Origin of the sequence: Herbiconiux sp. VKM Ac-2851 (assembly GCF_013205105.1) — a bacterium.
In the GTDB taxonomy this organism is placed as follows: Bacteria; Actinomycetota; Actinomycetes; order Actinomycetales; family Microbacteriaceae; genus Herbiconiux; species Herbiconiux flava.
In genome coordinates this window covers 824,819-840,403 of record NZ_JABMLJ010000003.1, presented here as the reverse complement: position 1 = coordinate 840,403, position 15,585 = coordinate 824,819, and the positions used below count along the sequence as shown (strand labels likewise).

The 15,585-nt window shown below is 70.8% G+C and carries 14 protein-coding genes, 1 tRNA gene and 1 pseudogene; 5 read left to right on the top strand and 11 right to left on the bottom strand.

Annotated features, from left to right (window positions below; genetic code table 11):
* Positions 1–2: 2 nt before the first annotated feature.
* Together HQQ85_RS17255 and HQQ85_RS17250 are read right to left on the bottom strand one after the other, a co-directional pair.
* Positions 3–866, bottom strand: a complete 864-nt coding sequence (locus HQQ85_RS17255; protein ID WP_173183722.1) for a lytic murein transglycosylase — start codon at positions 864–866, stop codon at positions 3–5.
* Positions 863–1,381, bottom strand: coding sequence for a hypothetical protein (locus HQQ85_RS17250; protein WP_173183721.1), 519 nt, complete (start codon positions 1,379–1,381; stop codon positions 863–865). The genes HQQ85_RS17255 and HQQ85_RS17250 overlap by 4 nt, the downstream gene beginning before the upstream one ends.
* Before the next feature lie 215 nt (positions 1,382–1,596).
* Between HQQ85_RS17250 and HQQ85_RS17245 the strand changes: the two genes are divergently transcribed.
* The 3 genes and pseudogenes from HQQ85_RS17245 to HQQ85_RS21185 all read left to right on the top strand — a co-directional run.
* Positions 1,597–2,970: an MFS transporter gene (locus tag HQQ85_RS17245; protein WP_173183720.1), complete on the top strand. Its 1,374-nt coding sequence runs from the start codon at positions 1,597–1,599 to the stop codon at positions 2,968–2,970.
* Between the two features lie 45 nt (positions 2,971–3,015).
* A complete protein-coding gene (locus HQQ85_RS17240) occupies positions 3,016–3,894 on the top strand; it encodes an LLM class flavin-dependent oxidoreductase (protein ID WP_173183719.1) in 879 nt (292 codons plus the stop codon).
* 41 nt (positions 3,895–3,935) lie between these two features.
* Positions 3,936–4,484 (top strand): annotated as a pseudogene (locus HQQ85_RS21185) (alpha/beta fold hydrolase); the annotation flags it as partial.
* Positions 4,485–4,812: 328 nt separating this feature from the next.
* On the opposite strand, the gene HQQ85_RS17230 reads toward HQQ85_RS21185, so the two are convergent.
* The 6 genes from HQQ85_RS17230 to HQQ85_RS17205 form a co-directional block, all read right to left on the bottom strand.
* Positions 4,813–6,732 carry a cell wall-binding repeat-containing protein gene (locus HQQ85_RS17230; protein ID WP_173183718.1) on the bottom strand — a complete coding sequence of 640 codons (1,920 nt, stop codon included), beginning with the start codon at positions 6,730–6,732 and terminating at the stop codon, positions 4,813–4,815.
* An 84-nt stretch (positions 6,733–6,816) separates the two neighbouring features.
* Positions 6,817–7,692, bottom strand: coding sequence for a signal recognition particle-docking protein FtsY (gene ftsY, locus HQQ85_RS17225; protein ID WP_173183717.1), 876 nt, complete (start codon positions 7,690–7,692; stop codon positions 6,817–6,819).
* The gene (locus tag HQQ85_RS17220) at positions 7,685–7,957 is read right to left on the bottom strand and encodes a mycoredoxin (protein WP_173183716.1); all 273 of its coding nucleotides are present in this window, start codon (positions 7,955–7,957) and stop codon (positions 7,685–7,687) included. Before HQQ85_RS17220 ends, ftsY begins: the two co-directional genes overlap by 8 nt.
* 27 nt (positions 7,958–7,984) lie before the next feature.
* Entirely contained in the window at positions 7,985–8,962 is a 978-nt protein-coding gene (locus tag HQQ85_RS17215) for a ribose-phosphate diphosphokinase (protein WP_173183715.1), read from the bottom strand.
* The gene (glmU, locus tag HQQ85_RS17210) at positions 8,963–10,435 is read right to left on the bottom strand and encodes a bifunctional UDP-N-acetylglucosamine diphosphorylase/glucosamine-1-phosphate N-acetyltransferase GlmU (protein ID WP_173183714.1); all 1,473 of its coding nucleotides are present in this window, start codon (positions 10,433–10,435) and stop codon (positions 8,963–8,965) included.
* 48 nt (positions 10,436–10,483) lie between these two features.
* Positions 10,484–10,555: transfer RNA gene (locus tag HQQ85_RS17205), tRNA-Gln, on the bottom strand.
* A gap of 83 nt (positions 10,556–10,638) precedes the next feature.
* Between HQQ85_RS17205 and HQQ85_RS17200 the strand changes: the two genes are divergently transcribed.
* Positions 10,639–11,139 (top strand): MarR family winged helix-turn-helix transcriptional regulator, encoded by a 501-nt coding sequence (locus HQQ85_RS17200; protein ID WP_173183713.1) that lies wholly within the window; start codon positions 10,639–10,641, stop codon positions 11,137–11,139.
* Between the two features lie 374 nt (positions 11,140–11,513).
* Here the strand turns inward: HQQ85_RS17200 and HQQ85_RS17195 are convergent, their stop codons facing one another.
* Positions 11,514–13,307 (bottom strand): ABC-F family ATP-binding cassette domain-containing protein, encoded by a 1,794-nt coding sequence (locus tag HQQ85_RS17195; RefSeq protein WP_173183712.1) that lies wholly within the window; start codon positions 13,305–13,307, stop codon positions 11,514–11,516.
* A 68-nt stretch (positions 13,308–13,375) separates the two neighbouring features.
* Between HQQ85_RS17195 and HQQ85_RS17190 the strand changes: the two genes are divergently transcribed.
* The gene (locus HQQ85_RS17190) at positions 13,376–14,251 is read left to right on the top strand and encodes a fused MFS/spermidine synthase (RefSeq protein WP_173183711.1); all 876 of its coding nucleotides are present in this window, start codon (positions 13,376–13,378) and stop codon (positions 14,249–14,251) included.
* Between the two features lie 192 nt (positions 14,252–14,443).
* Here HQQ85_RS17190 and HQQ85_RS21395 read toward each other — a convergent pair whose 3' ends face one another.
* Positions 14,444–14,932 carry a YdeI/OmpD-associated family protein gene (locus HQQ85_RS21395; protein ID WP_173183710.1) on the bottom strand — a complete coding sequence of 163 codons (489 nt, stop codon included), beginning with the start codon at positions 14,930–14,932 and terminating at the stop codon, positions 14,444–14,446.
* Positions 14,933–14,936: 4 nt separating this feature from the next.
* Positions 14,937–15,566: a Pr6Pr family membrane protein gene (locus HQQ85_RS17180; protein ID WP_173183709.1), complete on the bottom strand. Its 630-nt coding sequence runs from the start codon at positions 15,564–15,566 to the stop codon at positions 14,937–14,939.
* Positions 15,567–15,585: the final 19 nt, after the last annotated feature.

Below are 15,585 nucleotides of genomic sequence, written 5' to 3'. Positions count from 1 at the left end.
GGTCAGCCGGCCGAGACGGCGAGCGCGTTCGCTGCGACCGCGATCGAATCGACGTAGCTCTCGTCGTGGTTGTAGGCGAACACGGCGGTGCGCCAGCTCGACGGGTCGGCCAGGTCGCCGTAGGCGCAGAGGTAGCGCCCCGCGGCGAGCGCGGCGTCGTCGATGCTCTGCGGATCGGCGTCGCCGTCACCGTCGCCGTCGGCTCCCCACTGCCGCCAGGTTGCCGGGATGAACTGGAACGGGCCGACGGCGCGATCCCAGGCCGGGTCGCCGTCGACCGCGCCGTCGTCGCTGTCGGAGATCGCCGCGAAGGCACCGCCGTCGAGGGCGACGCCGATGATGGGCGGGCGGGCGGTGCCGTCTGCGCCGAGCGCCGAACCGCCGTGGCGGCCGTGGTCGGACTCGACGGCGCCGATGGCCGCGAGGGTGGTCCAGCCCAGGCGGCAGCCGGGCTGCTCGGCGCCGAGGCGCAGGGAGGCCCCGGCGTAGGCGAGCAGCGCCCGCGAGGGCGCTGCGGTGCGCGACGCGACGGCGGCCGCCCAGGCGGGGTCGACCAGGGCGGTGAGGCTGGAGGTGGCGGGGTCGGTGCTGGCGGGGTCGCTGCCGGCGGGGTCGCTGCCGGCGGGGCCGGTGCCGGTGACGCCCGCGCCAGTGGGGGCGGCGTCGCTCCCGGTGAAAGGCTCGGAGGGCAGGGCGGAGGGCGTGTCCGCAGCCGCCGGGCGCGCCGCGCCAGGCAGGTCCAGGACGGCATCCGCGGTGGCGGGCCGGCTGGTTCCGTCGGCGTGCGCCGCCACCCCCACGACGGCCACCGCCGAGAGCACGACGAAGGCCCCCACCACCGACCACGCGGCGATCCCGCCCCTCATGACTCCCGGCCGCTCACCGCACCGGCCGGGATCATCGCCGGGCGTCGCGTGCCGTCGACGATCACCGCGGTGCCGAGTGCCTTGACCGTCGCCCGGGCGGCGTCGTAGGCCGCCGAGCTGCCGCCGTACCAGCGGCTGCACGTCATCACCGGCACGCCGTCGAGCGTGGCGTACCAGCCGTGGGTGCGGATGTCGGCGCCCATCAGGGTGACGATGGACAGCGCATCCGGAGCATCGAGCAGCTGCTCGACGTGCACCCGCGCGCGGGTGAAGCTGGAGTACAGGAAGTAGCTGCGCGCGACTTCCCGGTTGTTCGAGGCGAGCAGGCGCCAGTAGCTGGCGATGCCCGAGGCGGCCGGCTTCGACCCGGCGGGCGAGGTGGGCAGCACCCCGGCGTCGGGCCTGGCGACGATCGGATGCACGGACTGGATGTGGGTGCGGAAGCGGACCCACGACTGCATCGTCGCGGAATTGTCGGAGTGGAGGGTGGAGAACACGAAATACGGGGTCGTCATCGCGGGGTCTTCTCTTTTCGGGTCGGGCGACGCCAACATTCCGGGCCGGCCGTGTCCGAGCGGCATCCGGCAGGTGAAGAAGAGGTTGCGGACGGGCGAGCAGTGAGGCGCCTCCAAGGCTGCGGGGGTAGGGTCCGGCGCTCCGCCGGGTTCTCATGCTGTTCGCAACTGGTTAACGTAAAATAACCAGTTGGTCGGTCGAAGGGGGTGCACGGATGAGCGCGATGTTCCGCAGCCTCGCCAGCATCGACTACCGCATCTGGTTCGCGGGGGCCCTCGTCTCCAATGTCGGCACCTGGATGCAGCGCACCGCCCAGGACTGGATCGTCCTCACCGAGCTGAGCGACCACGACGCGGTGGCGCTCGGCATCACCACCGCGCTGCAGTTTCTCCCCCAGCTGCTGCTCGTGCCTTTCTCCGGGCTGATCGCCGACCGGCTCGACCGGCGCCGCACCCTGATGGTCACGCAGCTCGCCATGGGCCTCCTCGGCGCGGGACTCGGCGTCATCGTGCTGGCCGGGCTCGCCCAGCTCTGGATCGTCTACCTCTTCGCCCTGCTGCTCGGCGTCGCCGCCGCGGTCGACGCCCCGGTGCGGCAGACCTTCGTCTCCGACCTCGTCGCCGGGCCGAACCTCGGCAACGCGGTCGCGCTCAACTCGGCCTCGTTCAACGCGGCCCGCACCATCGGGCCGGCCGTCGCGGGGCTGCTCGTCGCCGGCATCGGGGCGGGTTGGGTGTTCCTCCTGAACGCCGTCACGTTCGCGGCGGTACTGGCGTCGCTCGTCGCGATCCGGCGCGACCGGCTGGTGCAGCAGCCGCGCGCACCGCGGGCGAAGGGGCAGCTGCTCGAGGGCTTCCGCTACGTGCGCCGCCGGCCCGACCTGCTGATCGTGTTCGCAGTGGTGTTCATCATGGGCACCTTCGGCTTCAACTACCAGATCTTCACCTCGACCATGGCGACCGTCACCTTCGGCCTGGACTCGGCGGGCTTCGGCATCCTGACCTCGGTGATGGCCGTCGGATCGGTGGCGGGGGCGCTGCTCTCGGCGAGTCGTGACAAGCCGCGGGTGCGACTGGTGTTCCTGTCATGCGGACTGTTCGCGGTGGCGGCACTGGCCGCGGCGCTGGCGCCCTCGCTCGTGACCTTCGCGGCGGCCATCGTGCTGATCGGGTTCGCCGGGCAGGTGATGATCACGACCGCCAACGGCACCGTGCAGACGAGCACCGATCCGCTCATGCGCGGGCGGGTGATGGCGCTGTACATGGCGATCCTGATGGGCGGCACGCCGATCGGGGCGCCGCTGATCGGCGCCGTCGCCAACACGCTCGGGCCCCGGTGGGGGCTCGGGGTAGCGGCCGTCGCGGGGTTCGTGGCCTTCGCCGCCGGGGTGCTGTGGCTGGCGGTGTACCGCCGGGCGCGCATCCGTCGCATCGGGCACGGGCTCGGGGCGCGGCTGCAGCTGGTCTACGGCGACGGTGACCGGATGGCCGGGGCCGTCACCGCGACCGGGTCGTTCCAGGCGGTCAGGCCGCGGGCGGAGCTGGCCGAGGATCTGTCGCTCGACGAGGCGGATGCGCGGCGGGGCTGAGCCCGCCCGCTTCCCGTTGTCGGGGGCCTCTGCTTGAGTGGACGCATGCGCCACTCCATCGTCATCCTGCCCCAGTACCCGTGGCCCGAGATGCGGCGCCGCTGGCAGCTCGCGGAGGAGCTGGGCTTCGACAGCGCCTACACCTACGACCACCTCTCGTGGCGGTCGCTCGCCGACGAGCCGTGGGGTGCCACGGTGCCGACACTGGCCGCGGCCGCGCTCGTGACGTCGCGCATCCGGCTCGGCACCTTCGTGGCGTCGCCCAACTACCGGCACCCCGTGCCGTTCGCGAAGGAGCTGGCCGCTCTCGACGAGCTGTCGGGCGGGCGGATGACCGTGGGCCTCGGCTCGGGAGGCACGGGTTTCGACGCCACCGTGCTCGGCACCGAGGTGCTGCCGCCGCGGGCGCGGCACGACCGATTCGCGGGGTTCGTGGCGCTGCTGGACGAGCTGCTGCGGTTCGAGGCGCCCGGCTCGGGCGGCGTCTCGGCGTCGGGGTCGTTCTACACGGCTCAGGATGCGCGGATGGTCGGGTCCCCGTCGCAGACGCCGCGCATGCCGTTCCTGATCGGTGGCAACGGGCCGAAGGGGCTCGCGCTCGTGGCGCGGTACGGGCAGGGCTGGGTGACGACAGGGCGCGACGGCGCTACCGGCCAGGCGTGGTGGGACGCGGTGGCGGAGCAGTGCGCGCGGCTCGACGACGCACTGTCGGCCGCGGGGCGCTCGTCGTCCTCCCTCTCGCGTCACCTCTCGCTCGACAGCGGCGGAACGTACTCCCTCGAGAGCGTCGACGCCTTCGAGGAGCTGTCGGGGCGAGCCGCGTCACTCGGGTTCACCGACGTGGTGAGCCACTGGCCCCGGGAGTCGGGCATCTACGCCGGTCGCGAGGAGGTGCTGCTCGAGGTGGCGTCCCGCTTCGCCTGAGGGAGGCCGCTCGGGACGATTTCGGCGGGTAGCGTGGAGGGGTGGAGTTCGCGACCAATCCCCATGACGGCGCCCGCATCGCCTACCGGCACCAGGCGCCGACCGCCGCGCATCCGTCGGCCGTCGGCGGACCCGCCGCCCTGCCGATCGTGCTCGTGCACGGCACGGCGCTGTCGCAGGCGATCTGGCGCGGCTTCGGCTACCTGAAGGCGTTCGCGCCCACGCGCCCCGTCGTCACCCTCGACCTCCGCGGGCACGGGCGCAGCGACAAGCCGCACGAGCCCGCGGCCTACGACATGGGTCGCTTCGTCGACGACGTGGTCGCGGTACTCGACGCCCTCGGCATCGCCCGGGTGCACTACCTCGGCTACTCCCTCGGTGCGCGCGTCGGCTTCTCGCTCGCCGCCGCCCATCCCGAGCGTCTGGCGAGCTTCGTCAGCGTGGCGGGCGCCCCGGGCACCGGCGCGGGAACCTTCGACCGCGTCTTCTTCGAGGGCTCGATCGACGCCCTCGAGCGCGGCGGCATGGAGGGCTTCCTCGCCGAGTGGCAGCGCGCCACCGGCAGCCCGGTCGACCCGATCACCCGCACGGCCTTCCTCGCCAACGACGCCCCGGCCCTCGCGGCCTACATGCGCGAGACCGAGAGCCAGGCGACCGTCCCCGACGAGACCATCGCCCGCTTCCCGATGCCCCTCTCCTGCTGGCCGGCACCCGAGACCGCCCCCGCCTCCGCGCGGCCGAGCACGTGCAGACGGCCCTCCCCGCGGCCGAGCTCACGATCCTCGACGGCGCCACCCACGCCGACACGCCCCGCCACCCGGGCGCCCTCCCGGCGATCGAGGCCTTCCTCGCCCGCCACCCCGCCTGAATGGGAGGATCGATCCGCCGCTCTTCCAGTGAACGCCGCTTTCGCGCGTCTCAATCGGGCAGGTAGCTCTCGAGCTGGGACTTCACCGTCTCCGAGACCGCGTTGGGACCGCCTAGCAGCACGATCCGATACGGCGCCAACCGCTTCAACTCGGCCGCGACAGGCGCCGGGATGCCGTCCTTGGTCACCAGCAGCACCGGCGACCCGCCGATAATCGCAGCAGGGCCACCCGCCAGCGCATCCGGGAACGCCTGCCCCGACGCCACGTACACCGTGTACGTGTGCGGCCGGAATGACCGCGCCGACGCCGCGGCCGACACCGCGAACCGGTCCGGCCCGTCGATTCGGATGACAGCGGCCTGCTTCGTCACCTCTGCGACCACCGCGGCGCTCACCGCCTGCTCGCCGCCGAGCACGTACACGTACTGCGCCTTCAACCGCCCGATCTCCGCCGCTACCGCGGACGGCAACGCACCTTTCTGGGTCAGCAGCATCGGCCCCTTCTCCCGCCCCGCCAACGGCGATGCCGACAGCGCATCCGGGAACGTCTCCCCCGACGCCAGATACGCATACGTGGCCCCGTCGGGGAATTCCTTCGCCGAGACCGCCGCAGACACCGCGAACCGGTCCGGCCCGCCGATCCGCGACACCGTCCCGAACTCCCCCAACGCCTTCTCCACCACGTCGCTCACCGCGGCGGGCCCGCCCAGCACCACGATCCGCCCTGGCCGCAGCCGCCGCAGCTCCTCCACCGTCGCCGCGGGCACCCCGTCCCGCGTCACCAGGAGCACCGGCCCACCCTGCAACCCGGCAGCCGCCGCCCCGCTCAATGCGTCGGCGAACACCTCGCCCGACGCCACATACGCCACCGGGGCCGCTACGAACGTGTCCCGCGACACGGCCGCGGCCACGGCGAAGCGATCCGCGCCCCCGATCCGGTCCACCCTCGGCAGCGGATCGAAGTTTGCCTGGAGCACTGTGATCTTCGGGGTCAGACCGTTCCTCATGGCGATCAGCTCTCCGGCAGGCCCGGCGAATTCCAGATCGCCGAACGAACTCGCCTCGCTGGCCCCCAGAGCCATCGCGTCGCCCAGCCGGAAGGCTTCGACGCCCCCGGAAGCCAGGCCTCCATAGCCGGCGAAGATGGCCTGCCTCTCCGCGTCGACGATCATGTCCGCCGGGGCGTCCCTGAGCGGCTTCGACGAGGCCAGCAGCTGAAGTGTCGCCGCGTCGTACACCTCGAGTCGCATGGCGGGCCCCTCGGTGGCGACGACGACCCGTCCGCCGCCCACCGCCAGGGCAGCTGGACGGTGCGGAAGCGGAGACGAGGTGAACGATCCGTCGGGGCGCACGGCCAGCACCGAGGAACTCGTGGAGCTCGGCGCGTAGACCACGTGGGAAGCGGGATCGACGACGAGGGACTCGACCTGCGTCCCGAGATCGACCTCCTGACGCGCACCGTCGTCCAGGTCGATGACCACGACCTGAGGGGAGCCGGAGTTCAGGAGGGCGACACGATGCGTCGACGGATCGACACCGACGTCGAAGGATCGGCCCCGAGCGCTCCAGCGCGACGTGATCGTGCCGGTCGTGGCGGACGCCGGATCGACATCGACGACGAGCAGCTCGTCCTCGCTCGCACCTCGCGAGATCAGGTAGACCTCGTGCTCGAACTCGTTGACGGCCAACATCGTCGGGCCGGTCCCGATCCCGCGGATGCGGATCTCCCCGACATCCAAGAGCCCGCTCGACCCGAGCTGGTAGATCTGGACCGAGCTGTTCCTGACATCCAACGTGAAGACCCGCCGGGTGGTCCTGTCGACGGCGAGCTCGTGGAACTCGTCGCCACCTGGCTCGACGGATGCCTCGACACGGAACGAGACGGTCGGTGTCGCTGAGTCGGCCGACGCCGGCCCCGCCGATGCCCAAACCCCGACTCCGAAGACCGCTGCGAGAACCCCCGCGACCATTCTCGCGACTGACTTCCAACATTCCATAGCTGAGGTTATATCATCTCAGCCAGGAATGGCTAGCTCGCAAAAACCATCGGGGCGCTAGCCGACGAGGTTCTGCGCGAAGACGTGGGGCGTGAAGCCCGTGAGGTCGTTGATGCCCTCGCCCTGGCCGATCAGCTTGATCGGGATGCCCGTCTTCTCCTGCACGGCCAGCACGAAGCCGGCCTTCGCCGAGCCGTCGAGCTTCGTGATGACGAGGCCGGTGACGCCCGCGTGCTGGATGAACGCGTCGGCCTGGGCGAGACCGTTCTGGCCCGTGGTCGCGTCGAGCACCAGCAGCACCTCGGAGACCGGCGCCTGCTTCTCGATGACGCGGCGGATCTTGCCGAGCTCATCCATCAGACCGCCCTTGGTCTGCAGCCGGCCCGCGGTGTCGATGATGACGATCTCGGTACCGTTCGCCTTGGCCTTCTCGATGGTCTGGAAGGCGACCGAGGCGGGATCTTGCCCCTCATGCTGCGGGCGGACGATGTCGGCCCCGGCACGCTCGGCCCAGGTCGCGAGCTGCTCGACGGCGGCGGCGCGGAAGGTGTCCGCTGCTCCGACCACGACGGTGCGCTGGTAGGTCTTGAGGAACCGCGCGAACTTGCCGATGGTGGTGGTCTTGCCGACGCCGTTGACGCCGACCACGAGCACGACGGCCGGACGTTCGGTGAGCTTCAGGGTCGGGTCGTACTTGGAGAGGCGTTCCTCCATGGTCTCGCGGAGCATCCGCTGCAGATCACGAGGGTCGGTGGTGTTGTAGCGCTGCACGTTGGCGCGCAGCTCGTCGACGACCTGCTCGGTGACCGTGGGGCCGAAGTCGGCCTTGAGGAGGGCGGTCTCGAGGTCGTCCCAGGTCTCGTCGTCGATGGTGCGCTTCTGGAACATGCCCCGCAGGGCGCCCGAGAGCGACCAGGGTGTGCGATCAGCCAATGCGCTCGGACACCTCGCGCGCCGACGGGTTGGTGGCCGTCGAGCCGTCGGGGAAGATCAGCGTCGGCACCGTCTGGTTGCCGCCGTTCACCGAGGCGACCAGCTCGGCCGTGCCGTCGACCTCCTCGATGTTCACCTCGGTGTAGGCGATGCCCTGCGCGTCGAGCTGGCTCTTCAAGCGCCTGCAGTACCCGCACCAGCCGGTGGAGAACATGGTGACGGAGCCCGCGGCGGGCGTGTAGGTGTCGATCGAGGCGATGCTCATGGCTTCAGTTTAAGCCCGGCCGAGGGCTCAGGCGTCGCCGTCGAACATCGTGGTGACCGAGCCGTCGGAGAACACCTCGCTGATGGCCCGCGCGATCAGCGGGGCGATCGGCAGGATGGTCAGCCTGTCCCAGTGCTTCTCGACCGGGATCGGCAGGGTGTCGGTGACGACGACCTGGTCGATGAACTCCGACTGCAGGATGGTCGAGGCCGGGTCGCTGAACACGGCGTGCGTCGCCGCGACGACGACACCGGTGGCGCCGTTGGCCTTCAGTGCCTCGGCGGCGGCCACGATGGTGCGGCCGGTGTCGATCAGGTCGTCGACCAGCAGGCAGACGCGGCCGGCCACGTCGCCCACGATCTCGTGCACGCTGACCTGGTTCGGAACGCGCGGGTCGCGGCGCTTGTGGATGATCGCGAGCGGCACGCCGAGCTTGTCGCTCCAGATGTCGGCGACGCGCACGCGGCCCATGTCGGGGCTGACGACCGTGAGGGTCGCGGGGTCGAGCACCTTGCGCATGTGCTCCATCAGCACGGGCATGGCGAAGAGGTGGTCGACGGGGCCGTCGAAGAAACCCTGGATCTGAGCGGCGTGCAGGTCGACCGACATGATTCGGTCGGCGCCGGCGGCCTTGAACAGGTCGGCGACGAGACGGGCCGAGATGGGCTCGCGACCACGGCCCTTCTTGTCCTGGCGGGCGTAGGGGTAGAACGGCGCGACCACGGTGATGCGCTTGGCGGATGCCCGCTTCAACGCGTCGACCATGATGAGCTGCTCCATCAGCCACTCGTTGATCGGAGCCGTGTGCGACTGGATGACGAACGCATCCGCCCCTCGCACGCTCTCGCCGTAGCGGATGTAGAGCTCGCCGTTGGCGAAGGTGCGGGCCTCGGTGTCGACGAGGGTGGTGTCGAGTTCGGCCGCGATGTCCACAGCCAGTTGCGGATGAGCTCGCCCTGAGACGACGAGGAGGGACTTCTCTCCGCTGGCCTTGATTCCGGACACCTATTCTCCGCTCGTTCGCGTTGGGGTCTGCGTCGTGGTCTCGCCGTCGCCGTCGTGGGCCCGGGCCGCCGCTTGCGCCGCCGCCGTGCCCGCCCGGTTCTGCTCGACCCAGCCGGCCATGTTCCTCTGAGGCGCCACGTTTATCGCGAGCGAGCCGGCCGGCACGTCCTTGCGGACGACCGTTCCGGCACCCGTGTAGGCGCCGTCCCCAATCCTAACCGGGGCGACGAAGACGTTGTGCGACCCGGTGCGCACGTGCGACCCGACCTGGGTGCGGCTCTTGTTCACGCCGTCGTAGTTCGCGGTGATCGTGCCGGCGCCCACGTTCGACTCGACGCCCACCTCGGTGTCGCCGATGTACGACAGGTGCGGCACCTTCGAGCCCTGCCCGATGTGCGAGTTCTTGGTCTCGACGAACGTGCCGATCTTGCCGCCGGCGTCGAGGACGGTGTTCGGCCGCAGGTAGGCGAACGGTCCGACGGATGCGCCCGCTCCGATCACGCTCAGCGTCGCGTCGGCGCGCTTCACGACCGCGCCCTCGCCCACCTCGCAGTCGACGAGGGTGGTGTCGGGGCCGATCTCGGCGCCACGGGCGACGCTGGTGGCTCCCTTGACCTGGGTTCCCGGATGCACGGTCACATCCTCGGCGAGGCTCGCCTTCAGGTCGATCCACGTCGTCGCCGGGTCGATCACGGTGACGCCCGCGAGCTGCCAGCCCCGCACGATCAGCGCGTTCAGCTTCGCGGCCGCCTCGGACAGCTGCGCGCGGTCGTTCACGCCCGCCACGATCCAGGGCTCGGCAACGGTGACCGCGGCCACGTCGGAGCCTGCGCGGCGCAGGAGCCCGACGACGTCGGTGAGGTACTTCTCGCCCTGCGCGTTGGCCGTGGTGACCTGGGCCAGCATGTCGCGCAGCTGGGCGAGGCCGAAGACGTAGACGCCGGCGTTGATCTCGCGGAGGGCGCGTTCGGAGTCGGTGGCGTCCTTCTGCTCGACGATGCGGTCGAGCATCCCGTCGGCGCTGCGGACGATCCGGCCGTAGCCGGTGGGGTCGTCGAGCTGGGCGCTCAGCAGGGTCGCCCCCGCGCCCGTCCGGCGGTGCTCGGCCAGCAGCCCCGTGAGGGTGTCGGCGTCGAGGAGCGGCACGTCGCCGCTGACCACCAGCACGTCGCCGTCGAAGCCCGCGGGCAGCGCCTGAACGGCCTGCTCGACCGCGCGGCCGGTGCCCGGCACCTCGTCCTGCTCGACGACGATGGCCGACGGGAAGTGGTCCTCGATGACCTCGACGACGCGGTCGCGCTCGTGGCGCACGACCGTGAGCGTGTGGGCGGCGTCGAGCTGGCCAGCGGTGGCGAGCACGTGGCCGATCAGGGGCACGCCTGCGATCTCGTGCAGGATCTTCGGGAGGGACGACTTCATGCGGGTGCCCTGGCCTGCCGCGAGGACGATGATGGCGAGGTTCTGGTCGGGCATCTTCAGGGTCTCCTTCGTCGCAGTGCAGTCGGACACTGGGCCGACGCGCTCCGCCTCCGGGATTCGAACCCAGACCTAACAGCTCCAAAGGCTGTCGTGCTGCCATTACACCAAGGCGGACCACCGCGGTCTCCCCCGGTGCAGTAGTCCAGTCTGCCAGACACGCCACGTCACGCCGGGCGCGGCTTGGGGATAATGAGGGGATGAGCAGCAGGCCGACCCGGGACACCGTCGACGAGATCGTCGACGCGTGGATGCGCGAGCATCCCGACCTCGATTTCTCGCCGCTGAAGATCCTCTCCCGGGTCTCCCGGCTCGCGAAGCAGCTCGAGAAGACCCGTCGTGCCTCGTTCGCCACCGTCGACCTGGAGTCGTGGGAGTTCGACGTGCTCGCCGCCCTCCGCCGCGCGGGCAGTCCGCACGAACTCAGCCCGAAGGCGCTGCTCGAGCAGACCTACGTCTCGAGCGGCACGATGACGAACCGCATCGACGGCATGGTCAGGCGCGGGCTCGTCGAACGGCGAACCGACCCGAACGACGGCCGCGGGGTGCGGGTGCGGATGACCGGCGAGGGCCGCGACCGCGTCGACGGCGCCATCTCGCACCTCGTCGCGGCCGAGACCGAGCTGCTCGCGGGCCTCACGAAGGCCGACCAGGAGCGCCTGGCGGCGCTCCTCAGGCGGCTGTCGCTGGACATGGCCTGAGCGCCTGAACCCATACACACATTCGAGCGTTCATCAGCTCTCCCGCGAACGAGTGGGTTTCGGATGATCATCTGCCCGGAAGAACCGACATGGACAACGGCGTCCTTCTCTGCGACTTCCACCACTCACACCTGCAGAAATCGCCGTGAGAATTGCCCATGCACGACGGGGTGCCCCATCTGATTCCGCCGAGGTAGGTCGACACGGAGCAGAAGCCGATCCCGATTACCCGTCGACGCACCATCCGCCGACCCGCCGCATAGCCAGCCACCGTTTTTCGAGGGCAAGCGCGAAGCGCGCGGCAGCACACACGGCTGCCGCGCGCTGACGCGCTTACCCACGATGGACATGGCTGGGTCTACAGACCAACGCCGTCAGTCGTCGAGGAGCTCGGAGAGCTCCAGCCACCGCGTCTCGTGCGCAGCGATCTGCGCCTCGGCCGCCCGAACCTCGGCCGTCAGCGAGCCGAGGCCGACGTAGTCGGACTGGTCGTGCTCCGCGAGGCGGTGCTGCAGCTTGTCGATCTGCTGCGTCTGCTTCTCGATCTTGCGCTCGAGCGACGACCGCTCCTTCTCGGCGGCGCGGAGCTCGGCGCCCGCGAGTGCCGGTCCGGACGACTTGTGCCCCGCATCCGTCGCTTTCGTGCCCACCTCGAGCGACCCCTCGCCGGCCTTGCGGAGGGTGAGGTACTGCTCGAGGCCACCCGGCAGGTGGCGGAAGCGGCCGTTCAGCACGGCGTACTGCTGGTCGGTGACGCGCTCGAGCAGGTACCGGTCGTGCGAGACGACGAGCAGGGTGCCCGGGAAGGAGTCGAGCAGGTCCTCGAGGGCGGCGAGCATGTCGGTGTCGAGGTCGTTGGTCGGCTCGTCGAGGATGAGCACGTTCGGCTCGTCGAGCAGGATCAGCAGCAGCTGCAGCCGGCGCTTCTGCCCACCCGACAGGTCTTTCACGGGGGTCGACAGCTGGGCGCTCGTGAAGCCGAGGCGCTCGAGCAGCTGACCGGGCGTGAGTTCTTTGCCGCCCGCGACGTACGAGGTGCGGTAGCGGCCGATGACCTCGCTGACCCGGTCCTTCATCACTTCCTCGAGCTCGGCGAGCTGCTGCGTGAGGGTGGCGATCTTGACGGTCTTGCCGCGCTTGACGGTTCCGCTGGTGGGCTTCACGGCGCCGGTCACGAGGCCGAGCAGCGTCGACTTGCCCGCGCCGTTCACGCCCAGGATGCCCGTGCGCTCGCCCGGGGCGATGCGCCACTCGACGCCCTCCAGCACCTTCTTGTCGCCGAAGGAGACGCTGACGTCGAGCACGTCGACGACGTCCTTGCCGAGGCGGGCGGTGGCCATCTGGGTGAGGGAGACCGTGTCGCGGATGGGCGGCTCGTCGGCGATCAGGGCCTCGGCCGCATCGATGCGGAACTTGGGCTTCGCGGTGCGGGCCGGGGCCCCGCGGCGCAGCCACGCCAGCTCCTTCTTCATCAGGTTCTGGCGCTTGGACTCCGTGGCGCTGGCCATCCGGTCGCGCTCGACGCGCTGGAGGATGTAGGCCGCGTAACCGCCCTCGAAGGGCTCGATGATGCGGTCGTGCACCTCCCAGGTCTGGTTGGAGACCTCGTCGAGGAACCACCTGTCGTGCGTCACGACCGCGAGGCCGCCGCTCGAGGCCGGCCAGCGGCGCTTCAGGTGCTCGGCGAGCCAGGCGATGCCCTCGACGTCGAGGTGGTTGGTGGGCTCGTCGAGGAACACGACGTCCCAGTCGCCGACGAGCAGGGCCGCGAGCGCGACGCGGCGGCGCTGTCCGCCCGAGAGGGTGCCGATGACGGCCTCCCAGTCGATGTCACCGAGCAGGCCTCCGATGACGTCGCGCACCTTCGGGTCGCCCGCCCAGACGTGTTCGTCGAGGTCGCCGACGACGGCCTGGGCCACGGTGAGCGAGGAGTCGACGGTGTCGGCCTGGTCGAGCATTCCGAGGGTCACGCCGCGGCGGCGGGTGACGCGGCCGCTGTCGGGTTCGATGCGCCCCGAGAGCAGGGAGAGCAGGGTCGACTTGCCGTCGCCGTTGCGCCCCACGATGCCGATGCGGTCGCCCTCGTTGATGCCGGCGGTGACGGAATCGAAGATGACTCGGGTGGGATATTCGAGATGGAGCGCCTCAGCGCCCAGGAGATGAGCCACCTGTCGAGGGTACAGGGCGCGGATGGGAGCCCGGCCCAGCCTCGGCTCCCCTCGCCCAGGGTGCGCGGGTGCACGCCTATGCTGGGCGGATGCTCGCCGATCGCCGCCGGTTCTCCTTCTCCTTCGACGGGCGCAAGGCCACCCTGAAGCGGGTGAACCGCGCGAGCGAGAGCTACGAGCTGAGCGTCGACGGCGTGGCGCAGTCGGTGGTGTCGTTGACGGATGCGCGGCTGCTCGCCTGGCCCTACGTGCAGCACATCGCCCGGGCGATCGACGCGGTCGCGGCGCCCGGCGCTCCCGTCCTCGCCGTGCACCTGGGGGCGGGCGCGATGGCGCTGCCCCGGTACGTGGCGGTGACGCGTCCCGGCTCGCCGCAGCTCGTGGTGGAGTTCGAGCCGGAGCTCTGCGAGGCGGTGCTCGCCGCGCTGCCGCTGCCCGAGAACGCCGACATCGCAGTCGCCTACGGAGATGCGCGTGCTCTCGCCGAGGCGGGCTCCGGGCTGGAACGTTCGTGGCAGGGCGCCGAGGTGACCGTCGTGGATCTCTGGGATGCCGCGACCATCCGCGCCCACGTCGCGAGCCTCGAGTTCTACCGCCTCATGGCGGCGCGGTCGGCTCCCGAAGGGCTTGTGGCGGTGAACTTGCTGGACGGGCATCCGTTCGAGTACGCGCGGGCGCAGGCGGCGACCCTCCGGGAGGTGTTCGCCGACGTGGCCGTGGTCACCGACTTCGACCCCGACGACGCGGAGGGGCCGCTCGGCAACGTGGTGGTGCTGGCGAGCGGTGGGGCCGTGGCGGTGGCCGCGCATCCGGAGCTCTTCGGGGACGAGAAGCCGTTCGTGCTGCACGGGGCAGCCCTCGACACCTGGATCGGCGACGCGCGGGTGCTCACCGACGCCGACGGAGTCGACTCCCCCGACATCGACGACCCGCGCTGGGCCTGACGGTCGCCCGGCGGACGACCGCCGGGCCTGGCGTCAGGGCTTGGCCGGGCGCGGGCGGGGTGGGAGGGTTCCCATGGTGGTGCCTTTCGGATCGCCGGGGCGGCGCGACGGCGTCGTCCGGATGCCGATACGGTAGCGCCGAACACGGCCCCTGCCGACTGAGTACTTTCCACTCAGCCGGCAGCCGGGAGGTCACTTCAGGCGCTCACCGCCGACGAGCATCCGGAGCAGCGACGAGATGCGGGTGCTGCGGGTGGCGTCGCGCTTCGCGGACTCGATCCACTGCACGAACTCGCGGCGGCGGCTGTAGCTCAGAGCCTCGAAGATGTCCGTGAGTCCCGCCTCGGCGAGGGCCGCGGCCACGTCGGCCGGGACGTCGACGGTTCGGGCGGCCGTGTCGAGCCGGAGCTCGACGTGCACGACGTCGCCCGCCCCCTTGCCGAGCGCTTCCCGCGTCTCGCGGAGCACGGGCAGCAGGGAGCGTTCACCGCCCATCCGCTGGAGCGAGCCACGGTAGGGCAGGCCGTCGATCGTCGCGGTGACCGGCACGCGGCCGGCGACTCCGAACAGCTCGCGCACGTCGAGCGGAAACTCCACCCAAGCCGTGCTGTTCGCCACATCGGTGTTGCGCACGATGGGCGCGTCGAAGGCGACGAGACCCGGGTCGGCGTAGGTCACCACGGCCTTAGCCCTTCAGCAGACGGGTGCGGCTCAGGCCGACGACCGCACAACCCATCAGGCCGATGAACCCCGCGATGCCGAGCACGTAGACCGCGACCGCGCCGTAGCCGCCGGGCTGCGAGGGGTCGAGGAACGGGTACGGGTACCAGCCGACGAGCGGCCCGCGGATCATCGTGTAGACCGCCCAGGCGATCGGGAACGCGACGATCGCCCAGAGGGCGCTCCAGCGCAGCGGCGACTTGCCGGGCGAGAGGATCCAGACCAGCACGATGTAGATCGGCGCGATCAGGTGCAGCACCTCGTTCGACCAGGCGAGGGTGCGCCCCTGCTCGAGCGTGATGCTGCGGAGCAGGAAGTTGTAGACGACGCCGGTCGTCGCCATGTAGGTCACGATCGCGGCGAGCGAGAGGTTGAACCAGGCCGGGTCGCGGCGCACGGTGAACGAGAAGTACGCGCCGACGAGCAGCGCGATCGCGGCGAGGGCGTTCGAGAGGATCGTGAAGTAGCTGAAGAAGTTCACCAGGAAGTGCGCGACGTCGGGCACCACGTCGAGGCTGTACACCAGCTGGCCGACGATGGCGGCGATGATCACGCCGGCGGCCACGACCCTGATCACCCCGAACACTCTGCGCATGGGCACACTCTAGCGACGG